Annotated in this window: 16 protein-coding genes and 1 pseudogene; 3 read left to right on the top strand and 14 right to left on the bottom strand. The window is 44.8% G+C overall.

Features of this window, described 5'->3' with window-relative positions:
- Positions 1-243: 243 nt before the first annotated feature.
- Genes ACTO17_RS17875 through ilvD form a run of 3 tightly spaced genes read right to left on the bottom strand, consistent with a single transcriptional unit; the run spans position 244 to position 3,738 of the window.
- A complete protein-coding gene (locus tag ACTO17_RS17875) occupies positions 244-1,221 on the bottom strand; it encodes a M15 family metallopeptidase (protein WP_482558900.1) in 978 nt (325 codons plus the stop codon).
- Entirely contained in the window at positions 1,218-2,051 is an 834-nt protein-coding gene (locus tag ACTO17_RS17870; protein ID WP_482558899.1) for a deoxyribonuclease IV, read from the bottom strand. Before ACTO17_RS17870 ends, ACTO17_RS17875 begins: the two co-directional genes overlap by 4 nt.
- Before the next feature lie 16 nt (positions 2,052-2,067).
- Positions 2,068-3,738 (bottom strand): dihydroxy-acid dehydratase, encoded by a 1,671-nt coding sequence (ilvD, locus tag ACTO17_RS17865; RefSeq protein WP_482558898.1) that lies wholly within the window; start codon positions 3,736-3,738, stop codon positions 2,068-2,070.
- A gap of 205 nt (positions 3,739-3,943) precedes the next feature.
- On the opposite strand from ilvD, the gene ACTO17_RS17860 reads away from it, so the two are divergent.
- Entirely contained in the window at positions 3,944-6,112 is a 2,169-nt protein-coding gene (locus tag ACTO17_RS17860; RefSeq protein WP_482558897.1) for a hybrid sensor histidine kinase/response regulator, read from the top strand.
- A 156-nt stretch (positions 6,113-6,268) separates the two neighbouring features.
- Here the strand turns inward: ACTO17_RS17860 and lepB are convergent, their stop codons facing one another.
- The 6 genes from lepB to ACTO17_RS17830 all read right to left on the bottom strand — a co-directional run bounded on the left by lepB (position 6,269) and on the right by ACTO17_RS17830 (position 12,356).
- Complete coding sequence (gene lepB / locus ACTO17_RS17855; protein ID WP_482558896.1) at positions 6,269-6,787, bottom strand: signal peptidase I; 519 nt, start codon at positions 6,785-6,787, stop codon at positions 6,269-6,271.
- Between the two features lie 73 nt (positions 6,788-6,860).
- Complete coding sequence (locus ACTO17_RS17850; protein WP_482558895.1) at positions 6,861-7,538, bottom strand: FadR/GntR family transcriptional regulator; 678 nt, start codon at positions 7,536-7,538, stop codon at positions 6,861-6,863.
- Between the two features lie 16 nt (positions 7,539-7,554).
- Entirely contained in the window at positions 7,555-8,496 is a 942-nt protein-coding gene (locus ACTO17_RS17845) for a TIGR03943 family putative permease subunit (RefSeq protein WP_172535851.1), read from the bottom strand.
- A gap of 15 nt (positions 8,497-8,511) precedes the next feature.
- A complete protein-coding gene (locus ACTO17_RS17840) occupies positions 8,512-9,603 on the bottom strand; it encodes a CobW family GTP-binding protein (protein WP_482558894.1) in 1,092 nt (363 codons plus the stop codon).
- Positions 9,604-9,694: 91 nt separating this feature from the next.
- Positions 9,695-10,612: a DUF2156 domain-containing protein gene (locus ACTO17_RS17835; protein ID WP_172535852.1), complete on the bottom strand. Its 918-nt coding sequence runs from the start codon at positions 10,610-10,612 to the stop codon at positions 9,695-9,697.
- A gap of 7 nt (positions 10,613-10,619) precedes the next feature.
- On the bottom strand, positions 10,620-12,356 hold the full coding sequence (locus ACTO17_RS17830; protein WP_482558893.1) for an ABC transporter ATP-binding protein: 1,737 nt from the start codon (positions 12,354-12,356) through the stop codon (positions 10,620-10,622).
- A gap of 357 nt (positions 12,357-12,713) precedes the next feature.
- On the opposite strand from ACTO17_RS17830, the gene ACTO17_RS17825 reads away from it, so the two are divergent.
- Positions 12,714-13,352 (top strand): lactate utilization protein, encoded by a 639-nt coding sequence (locus ACTO17_RS17825; protein ID WP_172535854.1) that lies wholly within the window; start codon positions 12,714-12,716, stop codon positions 13,350-13,352.
- 282 nt (positions 13,353-13,634) lie between these two features.
- Here the strand turns inward: ACTO17_RS17825 and scpB are convergent, their stop codons facing one another.
- The 3 genes from scpB to ACTO17_RS17810 all read right to left on the bottom strand — a co-directional run bounded on the left by scpB (position 13,635) and on the right by ACTO17_RS17810 (position 15,990).
- Positions 13,635-14,204, bottom strand: a complete 570-nt coding sequence (scpB, locus tag ACTO17_RS17820) for an SMC-Scp complex subunit ScpB (protein WP_482558892.1) — start codon at positions 14,202-14,204, stop codon at positions 13,635-13,637.
- Between the two features lie 9 nt (positions 14,205-14,213).
- Positions 14,214-14,975 (bottom strand): segregation and condensation protein A, encoded by a 762-nt coding sequence (locus tag ACTO17_RS17815; protein WP_482558891.1) that lies wholly within the window; start codon positions 14,973-14,975, stop codon positions 14,214-14,216.
- Positions 14,976-15,126: 151 nt separating this feature from the next.
- Complete coding sequence (locus ACTO17_RS17810) at positions 15,127-15,990, bottom strand: metallophosphoesterase (RefSeq protein ID WP_482558890.1); 864 nt, start codon at positions 15,988-15,990, stop codon at positions 15,127-15,129.
- Positions 15,991-16,106: 116 nt separating this feature from the next.
- Here ACTO17_RS17810 and ACTO17_RS17805 point away from each other — a divergent pair.
- Positions 16,107-16,502: pseudogene (locus ACTO17_RS17805) on the top strand (D-alanyl-D-alanine carboxypeptidase family protein); the annotation flags it as partial.
- Between the two features lie 17 nt (positions 16,503-16,519).
- On the opposite strand, the gene ACTO17_RS17800 reads toward ACTO17_RS17805, so the two are convergent.
- Positions 16,520-18,100: a recombinase family protein gene (locus tag ACTO17_RS17800; RefSeq protein WP_482558889.1), complete on the bottom strand. Its 1,581-nt coding sequence runs from the start codon at positions 18,098-18,100 to the stop codon at positions 16,520-16,522.
- Positions 18,101-18,458: 358 nt separating this feature from the next.
- On the bottom strand, positions 18,459-18,719 hold the full coding sequence (locus tag ACTO17_RS17795; protein WP_482558888.1) for a hypothetical protein: 261 nt from the start codon (positions 18,717-18,719) through the stop codon (positions 18,459-18,461).
- Positions 18,720-18,813 lie beyond the last annotated feature (94 nt).

Here is an 18,813-nt window from a genome sequence, read left to right as displayed (position 1 = left end):
AATATAGAAAATATTTTGTAAACCGGGCCTTCAATTATAGCTGTTTTTTCAGCGAAATTAACGGATGGGACACATCAAACAATAAAAATGAAGGGGCTGTCACATTAAGAAGTAAACATACAAGATATAATAATTTGTAACCAAAAATTATACCATATCTTGTAGTTGTATTTCTTAATGCGACAGCCCCTCCATGATTTTTCAGCACGCTTAATCCTACAGCATATTTATAAATCAATTCCACTATTTCTCAAAATGCTGATAATCCTTCACAGAATTCCAGTATCCGCCCCACTGAAAGCCATATTCTGAAAAAAGCTGCAGACACAAATCTCCTTCTGTGATTTTATAAGGAAATTCCTGGCTTCTGTCCGCGTATGCTCCGCCGTTGGCAGGGCTTACCAGAACTTCTCCGGCTTTTTGCTTCACATAAGGGTTATATCTGGGATTGATATCAACGGCCAGACCCAGGGCATGTCTGGAAAGCTTGGAAGAGCCTGCAATTTCGCGGTAATTAAATGCAGATGTATTATTATCTGACATGGAGCTCTCATCGTCTGCGCCGTACTCGTCAATCAGAAGCATTTTCTCAATCGGATAATTCTGACGGTATAATTCAGACATAATCTCTAATATATCCTCCGCAATGGACTGATTGACGATCAATTCCCCGATATGGGTTTCTCCGTCAAATCCCGCATGAAGCACCCGCAGATAGCGAAGCTCTGACAGGGAAATATGATTGTTTTCCTGATAGGAGCTGCCCCAGATACGCTGACGGAGCTCCTCTGAGATTTCCTGACTGTAGAACAGGCTGTCCAAAAATTCCCGGGATAAGGCGGAAACGTCCAGAATTTCCCCGGCAGCCATTGCCTGAATATTCGCTAATTCCAATATCCGGGAGCTGCTCTGGGCTGGGGCCGATGTTTCAGAATTCTCCGAAGCATCGCTGTCTGGCTTTGTAACCTCCTGTTCCCCGGGCTCTTTCTGTTCTGAAGCTTTGGCGGACGGCTCTTCCATATGCTCCATGTCCGCCGTTTCAGCAGACTCTTTCTTTTTATCTTCCAAAACTGCAGTTTCTGCAGACTGCTCCTGTCCGGCTTCATGGCCCTGTTTTCCCCAATTCTGCTGAATCACTGCCGCGCCAATCAGCAGACACAAACAGACTGCGCCTGCGAAAATGCTTCTTTTTGAAACGGCGGAGGATTTTCTTTTTCTCATGTCCCGGCTTCCTTTCGCAGCAATGCAATTTCCCGCTGATATCCGTCAAGGTCATTGGGCGTTTCCAAAAAGAACGGCAGATGGCTCAGCCGGGGATGGGTGACAATGGCGCCAAAGGCCAAAAGGCCAATGCTGCCCTCCCCGATTTTCTCATGACGGTCTTTGTGACTTCCCAGTCCGTTCATGCTGTCATTTAAATGCATGGCTTTCAGCCGTTTCAGTCCAATCACACGGTCAAATTCCTCTAATACCTGCTCCAGATTTCCTGCAATATCATACCCGCCGTCAAACACATGGCAGGTATCCATGCAGACTCCCAGACGGCTGCTGTCCTCCACACGATCTATGAGTTCCCGCAGTTCTTCAAAATTCCTGCCGATTTCCGTTCCTTTTCCCGCCATAGTTTCCAGAAGGATCACAGACTGATATCCTTTCTCATTGATCCGGTTCAGCATATCAGAAATATACTGGATTCCGGTTTCCACCCCCTGCTTCACATGGCTGCCGGGATGGAAATTATACATGGCATTGGGAATATACTCCAGACGGCTCAAATCATCGCACATGGTTTCATAAGCAAATTGCCGCAGCCCCTCATCCCTGGCGCAGGCATTTAAGACATAGGGCGCATGGGCCAGAATCTCAGCCAGCCCATGCTCCTTTGCATACTCCAGATAGGCGGCAATATCAGCCGGATCTAAAGCTTTTGCCTTGCCGCCCCTTGGATTTCTGGTAAAAAACTGAAAGGTGTTCGCGCCTATTTTCACTGCCTCTTTTCCCATAGCCAAAAAGCCTTTGGAGGAGGACAGATGACATCCAATTCTCAACATACCAAACTCCTCTGCATTATGACAGTTCCTTCTTCATCACGGCTCCGGTTGCGCCGGAGGTCACCATCTGGGCATAACGGGCCAGATATCCTTCTGTTACCTTCGGAGTTCTGGGCTTTAAAGCTGCTTTCCGCGCTGCAAGGGTTTCTTCCGGCACATCCAGTTCCAGTTTCATCTCCGGAATGTTAATTTTGATAGTATCTCCCTCTTCCACCAGTGCAATGGCTCCTCCTACCGCTGCTTCCGGAGAAACATGGCCAATGGAAGCGCCCCGGCTCGCGCCGGAAAACCGTCCGTCTGTAATCAGTGCAACCGTGGAGCCTAAGCCCATTCCTGCAATTGCTGAAGTTGGATTTAACATTTCACGCATACCCGGGCCGCCTTTGGGGCCTTCATACCGGATAACCACCACATCGCCGGCAACAATTTTTCCGCCCTTGATAGCTGCAATGGCATCCTCTTCACAGTCAAATACCCGGGCCGGGCCTTCATGCACCATCATTTCCGGCGCAACTGCAGAACGTTTTACCACGCTGCCTTCCGGCGCCAGATTTCCTTTCAATACGGCAAGGCCGCCGGTAGCGCTGTAGGGATTGTCCAGCGGGCGGATGACTTCCGGGTTCTTATTGGTGCACCCTTTGATATTTTCCCCTACAGTCTTTCCTGTTACAGTAATACAATCCAGATTTAATAAATTTAATTCTGCCAGTTCGTTCATAACCGCATAAACGCCGCCTGCTTCGTTCAGATCTTCCATATACGTAGGTCCTGCCGGCGCCAGATGACAGAGGTTCGGCGTCTTTTCACTGATTTCGTTGGCAAATCCAATATCGAAATCAAATCCTATTTCATGGGCAATGGCCGGAAGATGGAGCATGCTGTTGGTGGAGCATCCCAGGGCCATATCCACTGTCAGCGCATTCAAAACGGCTTCCTTTGTCATAATGTCTCTGGGACAGATATTCTTTCGATACATTTCCATCACAGCCATGCCGGCATGTTTTGCCAGACGGAGACGGTCAGAATAAACGGCCGGAATGGTTCCGTTTCCCTTCAGTCCCATGCCCAGGGCTTCTGTCAGGCAGTTCATGGAATTGGCGGTATACATGCCGGAGCAGGAACCGCAGGTGGGACATGCCTTCTCCTCAAATTCACATACGTCCTCTTCTGTCATAGTTCCTGCCGCATAAGAGCCCACTGCCTCAAACATGGACGAAAGACTGGTCTTTTTCCCTTTCACACGGCCTGCCAGCATGGGCCCGCCGGATACGAACACCGTAGGCACATTGATTCTTGCCGCCGCCATCAGAAGCCCCGGCACATTCTTATCACAATTCGGCACCATCACCAGAGCGTCAAACTGATGAGCCAGCGCCATACATTCCGTGGAATCCGCAATCAGATCACGGGTAACCAGGGAATATTTCATGCCGGTATGCCCCATGGCAATTCCGTCACAAACTGCAATGGCCGGAAATACCACCGGAACGCCGCCGGCCTCTGCTACCCCCAGCTTCACTGCATTTACAATTTTGTCCAGATTCATATGCCCCGGAACGATTTCATTATAGGAGCTTACAATTCCAACTAACGGTTTCTCCATCTCTTCACTGGTAAATCCCAACGCATTAAACAGAGAACGGTGGGGGGCCTGCTGCATTCCTTTTTTTACATGATCACTTCTCATTTTTCTTCCTCTCTTTCTCTTGTTTCACTATCTCACCATGCCAAATAAACTTTATTTTTCATTTCTGTATTATACACATTTAGTTGTCTGCTGTCAATACCATTGTTTGACAAATAACCCCTTGAAAAATTGACTTTTCTGCCAAAATATGCTACACTGAATGATAGTTCAGTGTATGATAATCTGCTTATCAGGGGGACATGACATGAGTAAACCAACAACAAATCATAACTTGTTTAAATATTTCCTGACTGCTTCAGAACCTCAGGAAAATGAGACCGTTCAGGAAATTATTGCTTTTATGGATGAAATACCAGGCGGATTTCTGATCTACCGCGCCGATGAGTCAGAAGAAATTATCTATGCCAACAAATCCCTGCTGCGGATTTTTCAGTGCGATACCCTGGAAGAATTTATGGAATTTACCGGCAAATCCTTCCGCGGCATCGTTCACCCGGATGATTTGGCGGACGTGGAGCAAAGCATTCAGGAGCAAATTGCCGACAGTCAGTATGATCTGGATTTTGTGGAATACCGGATTATCCGAACGGATGGGGAAATCCGCTGGATTGAGGATTACGGCCATTATATTCATATCAACTCTGTGGGAGGAATTTTCTACGTATTTCTTTTAGACACTACAGACAAAAAGAACCGGCACCTTTCCGAAAAGCAGCAGCTTCTGCAGGAGAAAAAGCAAAAAGAGCAAAAACTGCAAAATTTAATCGAAGAATACGACAAAGAACGAAAGCTGATTAATCAGGAGCATCTGCGCCGGCTGGAAGTGATCGAGGGACTCAGCGTGAATTATGACTCCATCCTCTATGCCGACTTGGACGCTGACCGGATACTGCCCTATCGTCTCAGCAGCAGAACAGAGCTTCAGTTCGGTAGGAAATTTCAGCCGCGGCAGCTGAGCTGGTATTTATCCGATTACGTAAATACCTGGGTGCATCCGGAAGACCGGCAACTGATTCTCAGGGTCAGCGATCCTGCATATATCCGCAAAAAACTTGCAACCAGTAAAACATATTATACCAATTACCGCGTCATCAACGGCGAAGAACTGCAATATCTGCAGCTTCGTATCGTAAATGTAGGCAGCCGGGATCGCATTTCCCAGGTTGTTATGGGCTACCGGAAAGTAGACGAGGAAGTCCAACGAGAGATGGAACAGAAACAGCTGTATGAAGAAGCGCTGAATACGGCAAATATTGCCATCAATGCCAAGAACACCTTTCTCTCCAATATGTCCCATGACATGCGCACGCCGCTGAATGCGATTTTCGGTTACACTACCCTGGCCAGAAAGCACATGGCAGACAGCCAGGCTGTACTGGATTATCTCCGCAAGATTGACATTGCCAGCCGGCAGCTTTTGGAGCTGATTGAAAAAGTACTGGAAATCTCCTGGTCAGAATCCAACGACACCCGCATTACAGAAACAGAATGCAATTTGAGCGATATTGTCCAGGATATTCATGAAAATCTGCTTCCCCAGGCCGAGGAAAAAAATATTACCTTTTCTGTGGATTCTGCGGGAATGACCCATTGTGATATTTTCGGAGATCAGGACAAGCTGCGGCAGCTTCTGACCAATCTTGCAGCTAATGCCATTACGTATACAGAATATGACGGAACCGTAGAGCTCATCGCAGAAGAGCTGGAGAAATTTCCCAATAATTTTGCAGTGTATCAATTTGTGGTCAAAGACAACGGAATCGGTATCAGCGAAGATTTCCTGCAGCGTATTTACGAACCCTTCGAACGGGAAAAAAATACAACCTTCAGCGGAATTCACGGCTCCGGACTGGGCCTTACCATTGTAAAAAGCATTGTGGATATGATGGGCGGAACGATTCAGATTGACAGTTCTCCGGGAAAAGGCAGCGCTTTTACGGTAATTCTCCGGCTCCGGCTTCAAACCCATCCGCTCTCCTGCGTCAACCATACGGAAGATGTTTTTTCCAGTCTGCTGAACAAGAAAATTCTTCTGGTGGACGACAATATGGCTAATCTGGAAATTGAAACAGAGATTCTCCAGGGCATGGGATTTATTGTGGAAACCGCCATCAACGGCCAGGCTGCCGTAGAAAAAATGGAGCTTGCTTCGCCGGAGGATTTCGACCTGATTCTGATGGATATCCAAATGCCTGTGATGAATGGCTGGGAAGCGGCCAGGGCTATCCGCAGACTTCCGGAACCGTCCGTATCCCACATTCCTATCATTGCATTGTCGGCAGACGCTTTTGACAGCGACAAGCAAATGTCTAAGGAAAGCGGCATGGACGCACATTTGACGAAGCCCATTGATATTCCTTTGATTCTGGAAACAATTGCCCGGATACTGCAGAGCAGGAAGGGCGCCGTCTGAATTCTGAATCAAAGAAGATATTTTGATACAGGCGGCAATTCAAAACGGGACTTCCTCACACAAGCCGGAGGCTTTGAGGAAGTCCCGTTTGGGACTGTCTGTATATGGAGATACCCAATACATATGTATTACTCCGGCGGTTAAATATCTGTTCTGCTATTTCAATATGCGGGGATGGGGAAAATAGCTGACAGCGGCTTTTCCGATGATATCTTCCGCTTCCACAAATTTATGTTCCCAATATCTGGAATCCCAGGAATCGTTGCGGTTATCTCCCATCATAAAGTAAGTTCCTTCCGGTACGGTATAGGGCCCGAAATCATCTTCGCTGACTTCTTTGGTATAATCCGGTTCCAGAGGTTCCCCGTCAATGTAGATTTTGCCGTCTTTTCCCTCAATGGTTTCTCCGGGAAGCCCCATCACCCGTTTCAGGTAGAGGGTTTCTCCGTCGTCGGGATAGATAAAGGTTACAATATCTCCCCGCTTTGGCTCACTGAACACATAAGAAAGACGGTTCACAAGGATTCTGTCTCCTGCCATCACGGTAGTCTCCATGGAGGAAGTCGGCACCTGCGCATTGGCAATCATAAATTTGTTTAAGAAGAAACCAAAGGCAAGGGCCAGTAATATCAGTCCCACATTTGTTAAAACTTCTTTTAATATCTTTCTTTCCATTGATTTTTCCTCTCTCTTCCTGCCTGTGCGTCAAAATCCTGACATAACTCAGGTATGTCGATACGCAGGAACGCTACTCCATGGGAAGCTGATCCATGGCATGCAGAATATGTATCCGCATGGCATTGCAGGCTCCTTCTCCATTCCGTGCTTTCAGAAAATCCATCAGCATCTTGTGATCGGCCAGCGTGGCCTGTACCGCTTCTTCGTAGGATTCTGATAATTTCACTCCCTTGTTGATGCCCTCATAAATCACCGGCATTAACTGATTGATAAACTCATTGTGGGTGGCTCTGGCAATGGATTTGTGAAAGGACTGCTCCACTTTGGTGCGGTCCTTCCCCTGCCGTATCCGTTCCTCGACTTCCTGTCCCAGAGCCAGAATACGCTGAATTTCTTCTTCTGTGGCGCGTAAAGCCGCATAACGCGCTGCCTCCGGTTCAAAAATCAAGCGTATTTCATACAAATCCCTGACATTGACTTTTTCAGGGGCAAGACGGGAAAATTCCTGAAACTGGCTCACTTCAAAATCTTCCCGTACAAAGGTGCCTCTGCCCCGCCGGATTTCCAGAATCCCTCCGGTTGCAAGAATCCGAATCGCCTCCCGCAGCGTAGTGCGGCTTACCTTTAATTCCTCCGATAAGATATTCTCATTGGGCAGTTTGCTGCCTGGCAGAAACCGCTGCTCTACGGTAATCATAGATAAAATGCTGTCTGCAATCCGATCTGATAATCTGCTGTCCTGTTCCATATGCTTCATCCCGCCTCTAACTGAAATAAATCAGATCATCCTCCGGCTGTTTTGCCGGCTCTACCTCCAGGGCATACAGCACCGGGCCCTTTCCCCTGTACTCCATGGCAAATTCATTTTTCATCTCCGCTGTAATAGTAATCCATGATTTATGCGGTATGTCTGAGGCTTTGTTAAATTTACATTTAAATCCTATGAAAGTAATGTCATCGGCGCAGCAGGTCATGGCAAAACGTCCCGGAATAAACACTCCCTTTTTCATTTTTTCCGGACGGTATACCAATGCCAGAAAACGCACCTTTTTCCCTTCATATTTTTTCGGGTCGTCCAGAGCGTCCATATACCAGATGCCGTAATCCATGTCGGTGATCTCAATCACCTCCTGATTCAAATCATAGGGCAGAGCTTCCATATCATTTTCATCTATGGTGCCGTCCTCCCGTTCATAGGCAATCTGGGCTTTCCGGTTCAAAGCCTTAATGGCCCGGCGGAATTTACCCTTAGGAGTATCATCGGTGCAGCGATTGATAATCACCACGTCTGCTGCAAATAACTGCTCCATAATCATGGCCCGCATATTGGCCAGATACATTTCAAAGGTGGTGGCGTCCACGGTTGCAAGAGACTGCACCAACACCCAGTTTTTCGGTAGCTCCGTCTCCAGAAACGAAGCCATCTGCCAGGTTCCGTTGTATTCTATAAACACCTGGTCCGGACGGTAGGTTTTGTCCAGTTCCTGCAGTTTTTCACTGGTAAACCCTTCCTCTTCTTCTATCATTGCAAGCTTTGTATTTACTTTCAGCAGCTCTTCTTCTTCGAATTCCACTTCCCCGTCCTCACAGAGAATCAAAAGCGTCCTGCCGTTTTCACTGAAATCCCCTTCCACCAGCGTTTCCCGTATCAGGGAGCTTTTTCCGCTGTCCATAAAGCCGGAAAATAAATATACCGGTATTTCCATTTTTTCACGACCTTTCTATATTCCAAACAGCTCCGCCAGTTTTTCCTCCTGAATATCAGTTCCAATCACACAGAGCCTTCCGGTGTAATCCGCCTCTCCGGTACGCAGTTCATACTCCCCGTCCACCATGTCAAAATAAATCCATGTGCCGTCCTCTGCCGGAACCATGCCCTTTGCCCGCAGAATTACACCGTAATCCTCTGTATCGCAGAAGGCCTTCATGGCATGTTCAATTACTTCTCTGGTGAACACATGAGGAGTTTCCCTTCCCCAGCTTGTAAATATTTCATCGGCATGGTGGTGATGATCATGATCGTGACAGCCGCAGGTGCAGTCGGGGCCATGATGATGGCAGTGCTCGTGCTCTCCGTGGCTATGGCTATGGTCTCCATGGTCATGGCTATGGTCATGCTCTCCGTGGCCATGGTCGTGGCTATGATCATGGCAATGACTGTGGTCATGGGCTTCCCGGCGATTCTTCTGTTCTTCCAACAGCTCTTCTTCCAGTGATTTCTGCTGCTCTATCACCTTATAAATCTGCATTCCGTCAATCTCATCCCAGGGCGTGGTAATCACAGCGGCATCCGGATTTTTCTCCCGGATGGCTTTTACCACAAGCTCTGTCTGCTCCGGTTTCACATTCTGGGTACGGCTCAGCACAACTACGGTGGCATATTCAATCTGGTTATTGAAAAATTCACCGAAGGCTTTCATCTGCTTGGTGGCCTTGGCAGTATTTACCACCGTAATCCTCCCGTTTAATTTTACTTCATTTTCCTGCTCCACTTCCTGCACGGATTTCATAACATCCGAAAGTTTTCCCACGCCGGAAGGCTCAATAAGTATCCGTTCCGGATGAAAACGCTCCATGACTTCCCGCAGATTTTTTCCAAAATCTCCCACCAGGGAACAGCAGATGCAGCCGGAATTTAATTCGCTGATTTCAATGCCGGAATCCTTCAAAAATCCGCCGTCAATGCCGATTTCCCCAAATTCATTTTCAATCAGAACGATTTTTTCACCCTGAAATACATCCTCCAGCATTTTTTTGATAAAAGTTGTTTTTCCTGCGCCTAAAAATCCTGATATAATATCAATCTTTGTCACTGATTTTCCCTCCGTTTCTCCCGCAGATCATTCGTCCTCTGCAGGCTGCACTTTCTTACTCCTGTCAGTTTTCGCTTCAGCCAAACGGCATTCAGGCCGGTGAATCTGCATAGCTCACCATGCCTTTTTCCACCAGAAATACCGGACGGTAGGACAATTTCGCCTTCCGAAGCCCTTCCGCACCGGTATCCTCTTCCCGGTTCACATACTGGTAATCCTGGGCTTCATGGGATACAAACTGCTGATTTATCATAGGATAAGCCCCCTGAATTTCTGCAAATGCTTTTTCAATATGCACCACAAACGTATCAGCATTCAAAGGCTCTCCCAGGGTAAACGCCACAACTTCCCCGTTCTTTTCGGTCCGAAGAAGTCCGCCCTTCAGCTTCAGTTCTTCAAACAGGCGCAGCGCATTCAGCGTAACGCACATTTCCGCCCGTTTTTCCTCGTCCTGCTCACATTCTGCCTCCGTCCGCCATTTTAAAGCCATCTGAAAGCATTCCTCCACATTTTCACCTGTCACCGGCTCATAAACCCATTCCGGGTAATTTTCTTTGAATTTATTGATATGGTTCCGCTTTCCGTGAAGTTTTTTGCCGGCCAGCGTTGTGAGCTTTTCCGTCTCATAGACGTAATCGGCAAAATCCCTGTCATATGCTACCTGGAATTTCCCCGGATACCATAATTCCAGCAATTCAAATTCCGGCTCCTGCACCAGATGCATGTGAAATTCTTTCTGTTCCCTGTGAAACCACTCCATCATCACATCCACCGCTTTGCGAATCTGCTCCTGCTCCCCTGCCGGAAATGTAATGCTTGGCTCCCCGTTCTCCAGGGTTCCCCGAAACACCAGTGTATCCTCCACAATGGCATAATCCGTAGGATATTTCCGGCTCCACAGATAAATATTCGGAAAAATCAGTTCACAGCTTCGGTATGTTTTCTGATTCAGATACCTGTCAATGAGTTCCCGGTCTTCCAGTCCGATTTTCTTAAATTCGATTTCCATAAATCTCCTATCCGGCAAACTGCATGCTGTAGAGCCTTGCATAAATGCCTTCTTTTTCTAACAGTTCTTTGTGTGTTCCCTCTTCTTCAATGCCGCTGTCTGTCAGCACCAGGATTTTCTGGGCATTGCGTATGGTAGACAGCCGGTGGGCAATCACAAACGTGGTACGGTTTTTCGCCAGTTTTTCCAGAGATTCCTGCACCACTTTTTCGCTTTCATTATCTAAAGCCGAAGTGGCCTCGTCAAAGATCAGTATGGGCGGATTTTTCAAAAATACCCGCGCAATGGACAATCTTTGCTTCTGTCCGCCGGAAAGCTTCACGCCCCGCTGCCCGATATCCGTATCATACCCGTCCGGCAAGGCCATTATAAATTCATGGGCATTGGCGTTTTTGGCAGCCTGCACCACTTCCTCTGGGGTGGCGTCCGGCCTGCCGTAACGGATATTGTCCATGACCGTTCCCACAAATAAATACACATCCTGCTGCACAATGCCAATCTGGCTGCGCAGGCTCTTTAAGGTCACCTCCCGGATATCCTGCCCGTCAATTTTCACCGTGCCGCCCGTCACGTCATAAAACCTGGGAATCAGGCTGCACAAGGTACTTTTTCCGGCGCCGGAGGAACCCACCAGGGCCATATAAGATCCTGCTTCTACTTCCAGATTGATGTGGTTCAGCACCGTTTCTGTATTTTCTTCATAATGGAATGATACATTGTCAAAAGAAATATCTCCTTTGACATTTTTCAGCTCCGCCGCTCCCGGTTTGTCGGCAATGTCAGGATTAATGGCCATCATTTCCATAAAACGCTCATACCCGGTGTAGCCGTTCTGAAACTGTTCCGTAAAGTTAATCAGTTTTTTCACCGGTTCGGTAAAGGTATTGATATAAAGGAGAAACGTGATTAAATCCGTCACATCCACCTGTCCGTTGGTAATCAGAACTGCGCCTGCCACCAGTACCACAATGGTAATCAGTGTTGTCAGCGCGCCCAGGCCCGAATGATAGCCCGCCATATACCGGTAGCTGTTCTTCTTGGCTGCCAGAAATCCCTGGTTGCCCTCCTCAAATTTGTCCAGCTCCACCTCTTCGTTGGCAAAGGATTTCACCACCCGGATGCCGGAAAGGTTGTCCTCAATCTGACTGTTGATTTCCGCAATTTTCACCCGGTTGCGCTTAAAGGCCCGTTTCATCCTGGTATTAAAATACATGGCATACAAAAGCATCACCGGCACAAAAGCAAAAGCAATCATGGTCAGCTTCACATCAATCCCCAGCAAAATCACAAAAGAGCCTAAAATCTTAATGACAGAAATCACCAGATCCTCCGGTCCATGGTGCAGAAGCTCGCTGATGTCAAACAAATCACTGGTAATTCTGGACATCAGCTGCCCCACCTTCTGGTTATTAAAAAAAGAAAATGACAGCTTTTGGTAATGGCTGAAAATCTCTGCCCGCATGTCATACTCAATCTTCGCCCCCATCACATGGCCGTAATTGGAAATAAAATAATTGCAGAAACACTCCACTGCCACCAACGCCAGCATCAGAACCGCCAGGCCTGTAATCTTATGGAGCGCCGCGCCTACTTCCATTGTAATTACATGATTCGTAATATAACGCACAATCAAAGGAATTACTAATGTCACCCCTGCGCCCAGAATTGCAAAAAACATGTCTGCAAGAAATAACGGCAGGTAGGGCTTGTAATAAGAGGCCAGCTTTTTTAATTTTTGTTCCATTAAAATCCCCTTTCCTGAAAATTTTGTCTTGTAGCTTCGACAGTTAAATACCGCAGCAAAATCTGTATGGATGGATATTTCATATTTTCATCCACAGGGCATATTATAGCACAAATACCATTTTTTTCAAATCTTTTGGAAAAGTCTTTCTTCCTTTCACCAATTGCCGCGCTGATTTTTCTTATTATATGCTTTTACAATCATAATCTCAATATAATTTCCATAAATAAAATTGACGCGCAAACCTTAATCACTTATAATGGAAAAAACACGCGCAGCACTTGTTACGCAAAACACCGTTTCCTTTTACATACCAGAATTGTAATTGCAGAAGCTTTGAAAGAAAGGAGTAATTCTATGACCCCAACAGAAACCTATTACGAAAACCTTGCAAAAGTTACCATGAAAAGCCTGGAACGGCGGCAGTTTGAATGCCACTACTGCAAAACTGCCCAGGACGCCGTAACCCTTGCCTCCCAACTGGTGCCTGCCGGCAGCACCGTATCCTTCGGCGGTTCCATGACATTTTCGGAATCCGGCATGGCTGATACTCTAAATCAACGCAGCGACATCACACTGTTAGACCGCAGCAAAGCAGGCTCCCCGGAGGAAATAAAAGAAATCTACCACAAATCCCTGAATGCGGACTACTACTTTATGAGCAGCAATGCCATCACTGCGGACGGCGAACTGGTGAACATTGACGGCACCGGAAACCGTCTGGCAGCTTTGATTTACGGGCCGGAGCATGTGATCATCCTGGCCGGAATGAACAAAGTATGTCCCACACTGGAAGAAGCCGTTTCCCGTGTAAAAAATGTTGCTTCTCCGCTGAATGCCAACCGTCTGAACCGGAGCACACCCTGCGCAGCCACCGGATTATGCTCCGACTGCTTAAGCCCGGACTGCATCTGCTCCCATACGGTCATCACCAGAAGAAGCGCGCCTGCAAAGCGGATTAAAGTTATTTTAATCGGGGAAGCTCTTGGTTATTAAAGGCATTATGTGAATTATTTTAAAAAATTTCTTTTATTATAACTTCGGCGGTTAAATATCGAGGCAGATGAATGTTTGGGCAGGTAAGATGCTGGGGTATTTAAGCGTTGGGGTAACAGCAACTAACCAACCAGGAACCTGTCTGCGGGTTCCTGGTTGGTTAGTTGTGTTTGTTTAGGGGGGTATTTGGTCTTTTCTCATGGTAAGAATCAGGACTCCTCCCAACTTTCTGCTTTTTGGACGCTCTTTTACTTTGTGTTGGGTCCCTCCTCATGGTAAGGATCAAATATCCAGTTTCAGGTGCATTTCTTCTTCTGCCTGCTGTTTGAATTCTTCCAGTTGATCCTGATTCAGTACGGGAAGTTCTTCGATGGACTGAACGCCGAAGCTTCTTAAAAAATCTTCGGTGGTTCCAAACAGCAGCGGCCTTCCCGGGGCATCCAGTCTCCCCAGTTCGCATACCAGGTTGTATTCCACCAGTTTGTTGATGGCATGGGCGCAGCTTACGCCTCTGATTTTCTCCACCTCCAGCCTGGTGATGGGCTGTTTATAGGCAATAATGGACAATGTCTCCAAAAGCACGTCTGTCAGCACATGGCGCCTGGGCTGCTTTGCGATCCGGATCAGATATTCATACATTTCTTTCTTGGTGCACATCTGAACCGCATGTTCAATTTCTATAATTTCGATTCCCCGGTTCTCTGACTGATACCGCTCTCTCATGTTCTGTATCATGTCCAAAACTTCTTCCTGGCTAATTTCCAAAACTTCTGCCAGCCTTGAAATCTCCACAGACTCTCCCATGGCAAACAAAATGCCTTCAATGATCGCCTCACATTTTTCCCTGTTCATATTAACTCCTTATGCCGGCACCTGGCTGTTTTCCCTGTTGGAATAAATAATAATATCATCAAAAATATGCTCCTGCAAAATATGTATCTTTCCCGTTTTCATCAATTCCAGAACCGACAAAAACGTCACAATCACTTCCATTTTACTGCTCTGGGCTTCCAACAGCCCCCGAAAACTGAACTGTCTGTGGCTTAACGCATATTCTTCCAGATATGACATCCGTTCCTCCAAAGACACTTCTTCTTTTTCAATTTTGCCGAACCTGGAACGAATGGGGTCTATTTTGTCCTCCTGTTTTCTCATAATAGAGCGGAAAATTGCATTGAGCTTTTTCAGCGTCACATCTGACATTAATTCCTGTAAATCCACCGGTTCTTCGTATTTTCTGACTTCCTCCGGTATGGTCGGCATTTTAAAGAGGACTTTCTCCGCATCCACCTGCCTGTCCTTCAGCTCATAAGACATGCACTTGTACATCTTATATTCCAGTAATTTCTGCACCAGTTCCGCCCTTGGATCTTCCTCCTCCTGCTCTGTCTCTTCTTTTGGAAGCAGCATTCTGGATTTAATATCGAGAAGGGTAGCCGCCATCACCAGAAATTCACTGACCACATTCAAATCCTGCCGCTGCATTTCATTGATATAGTCCATATACTGGCTGGTTATTTCCACAATGGGAATATCATAAATATTCACTTTATTCTTTTCCAGCAAATGCAGAAGCAAATCCAACGGCCCCTCAAAAACCTGCAGCTTCACAGTTAAATCCATAAATTTTTCCTCCTGACAAACAGCACTTATGCCCCGATCTTCTCTGCGGCCAAACTCCATGAACAGGCTGACGGCCGTTCAAACAGCACTGTTACCTATTCTACCTGTATCCACTGTTTTTTTCAAGGGATTTTTTGTCAGCATAATACATTTATTCCTTATGTTCCGGCAAAAATGTCACTGCCAAAAGCTCAGCTCTGTTAAAAATCCGAATATGAAACGTATGGGTTCCCATTCCCCGGCTGACAATCACATGCTTTTTGTCCTGTTCAAAATCGCCTGCATCATATTTGGGAAACCAGGTAAACTGCGGGGATATCACGCTGCCAATTCCCGGAATCCGAATCAGCCCTCCATGATTATGGCCGCAAAAAGTGACATCTGCTCCCCAACGGATATATTCCCGGGCATAAGCCGGATTATGGGCAAGAAGAATCTGGAACATTTCTTCCTTCTGAGGAGGAAGGTGTTCTTTTAAATAGTCCGGCTCCAGAGGAACGGCCCTGCCCTTTTCGTAATAAGCAAGCTCCAGCTCCAGGGCTGAAAGCTGCACCTGGTTTTCCCCAAAGGAAATTTCCCTGCTCTCTGTCTGCATCACTGTAACGCCTGCTTCCTTTACCCCGGAAAGATATTCCAGAAACAGCGGATAATTGATTCTCTCCGGGGCATTCAGCCTGCTTTCATGATTTCCGTAACTGTAGTAGACCGGGGCTATCTTTACCAGCTCCTGCAGTGTCTTTAAGGCTGTTTCATAAGTATTGCTGTATTTTGATACCAGCATGTCCCCCGGAATTAAAATTATATCTGGATTTATTTTTTTTATTTTTTCTGATAATTTCCAGTTTTCTTTTCCATAAGAAAATCCATGGAGATCTGAAATCACCGCTGCGCAGGCCCGTTTTTTGATCTTGGAAGAGAATATCCTGTATTCTGTTATTCCAAACTTGGTCAGTTCCCATTTTTGCCACAGGATATAGCAAAAAACCGCCAGGAACAAAAAAAATATAATTCTCATTTGTCTTTACCTTTCAAAAGCCCCGTTTGCCCATCCAAACTTATCCTTCGGCAAAAACCGGGCATATCATACAAGCATCCCGCTTAAACTGTTATATAACATATGGAGGTTCTGATATGCATAGTATATTGTCTTTATTCTTATCTGCGTGTTTGCTGATTTCCTCCCTGCTTCCCACTTCAGAAGCGCCGGCGGAACAGCCTCCCGCAGAAGAAGTCACAGTTTCCGCTCCTTCTGTGGCATTAATGGAAGCCTCAACCGGCCAGATTATCTATGAAAAGGATGCGCATACCTCGCTCCATCCTGCAAGCATTACCAAAATCATGACCATGATTCTGATCTTTGATGCGTTGGAGGAAGGAAAAATAGCCTTAGAGGATACCGTTACCGTATCGGAGTATGCCGCAAGCATGGGCGGTTCCCAGGTATTCTTAGAATCCGGGGAAACCCAGACGGTGGAAACCATGCTGAAATGCATTTCTGTTGCAAGCGCTAATGATGCCTGTGTAGCATTTATATATAGTAGACACTAACCATATGGATTTTGAAATTTATAATAGATTATAATAGAGCCATCTTTATTTACTTCTATTCTCTCGATCAGTTCCAAAACCATATCTCTTGTTAATTTTCTAATATTGATATAATTTTTAAACGCCTCCACCCATTCATCATATTGGGCATTTAACTCCAGTTTCAAATCAGCTTTGCCCTCTAACAATCTTTTTTGCTCCTGCAATTTTTTAATTTCATCCTCATATCCAGAAACATATTCCATATATTCTTCTTTAGAAATCAAATCTTCCATAAAATTATCATATGTTTTTCTTTTGAATTTCTCTATTTTATCAATTCTTTTCTGAATACCGTCCAACTGCATTTCATAACATTCCCTGCTGTCATTATAAACCTCCATCTTTTTCAATTCATCAATATCTTCCTCATTCAAAATCTTTTTTGCTTCATTTTTTATAGAAAATAATACTGCTTCCTCTAAATCTTTTATATCTATGCTGTGACTATCGCAAAATTGTTTCCCCTGTGTTTTATACGTCTTGCAAATATAACCTATAAATCCTTTAGTCCCCCTCCTTGCATACTTTCTTAACATTGCATGTTTACAGTCTGCACAATATAACATCCCAGAGAAAAGCCCATTTGCTTCCATAGAACCTGTACTTTTTGTACGTGTTTTCTGTAATTTCTGTACCATTTCAAAAATTTCCTGTTCTATAATTGGCTCATGCGTATTTTCAACTATAATCCATTTTTCCTTCGGGAGTATTTTTTTCTTTTTGTCCTTGTAAGACAATGTATTTACTTTATTCTGGATTAAATTTCCTATGTAAGTCTCATTATTTAGTATAGTATGGATTGTTTGATATGACCAATTTCTTGTAGTTTCCAGTGCTCTGGAATTATGATAATTCTCCCCCAATACTTCCCGTTTATATAAAGTTGGTATCAATACGCCTTCTGAAGACAATATAGAACCTATTTTTGCTTTACCATACCCAGATAAATATAATTTATAAATTCTTTTTACAATTTTCGCTGCATATTCATCAATAACTAAATGATTATGATTTTCTGGATCTTTCTTATATCCATAAGGACAAGAAGAACCTAAAAATTGTCCATTCTTCATTTTCGCTTTAAAAGAACTTCGAATATTTTTGGACAAATCTTCACAATACCATTCATTTACAAGCCCATTAATCTGCCTGCTTTTTTTATTTTCTTCATTATCTGTATCAACGCCGTCTACGACACCAATAAATCTGATTCCCAGATTGGGTAAATCATGGTGCAGGTATTTTTCAATATGTTCCATATTTCTAGAAAATCTCGACTGGGTTTTTGCAATGATAATGTCAAACTCATTCAATTTTGCATCAATCATCATTTTTTCAAAGTCTGGACGATCATCATATAACCCGCTTTCATCATCATCCGAATACACTTTAACAATCTTAAAATTATGCGTCAAAGCATAATCCGTCAATAAAAGTCTTTGATTTTTTATGCTTGCGCTATCATCTCCCTTGCTGATTTTATCAGCGTCTTCTTTGCTCAGCCTTAGATATAATACTGCACGATTTCCTTTCATATTGCTTCTCTCCAATCGTATTTATTATATCCTCGTATCATGTACACTAAAACCATTATACATGATACAAGATCTATTTTCTATTGTTTTGTGCGTTTAATAATTACATTTTTCATACAATCAACTAATTTTTTATCTCCATAGACTACAGTTACTTTTATATTTTTATTACTTTTTTCCAAATTATATCCTCACTATATATCATTTTTATCATTTTATTCTTACTATAACTTGTCCAATTCATAATTATCTTAAATTAAAAGCACTTTAAACTATTGCTAATTCTATTTGTTTTGCAACTATTTTTCTGACACATAAAAGGCAGCAGAATTTTATATCTACTGCCTTTTACCTAAATTCACTTACATTTCCGTTTCATCTCTTCCTTCATTTCCGCCATTTCCTTAATTAGTTCCACATACTCCTGTTTCATTTCGTTCAGTTCTTCAATTAATTCCGTGTATTCCTGGTATGCGTCTCCTGTGAGTTTCGCCTTGTATTCCATGCATTCAGGGCTGTATGCCTCCAACTGCTGCCTTAAGATTCTGTTTTCTTCCTCCAGGCGGTTTATGATGTTCTGCTGGGTCTGGATTTTACGGTCTTTACTGGTCTTGTGCATGGTTATCGCCTCCTGTTTCTGTTGTTTTTTCTTCCAGTTTGTTATCGTCGCAAAATAATCTATGCAGGGTTTTCCGCATAGCTGTTATGGCGTT

This window comes from Petralouisia sp. (genome assembly GCF_056822245.1).
This window is presented reverse-complemented; position numbering and strand designations above follow the sequence as displayed.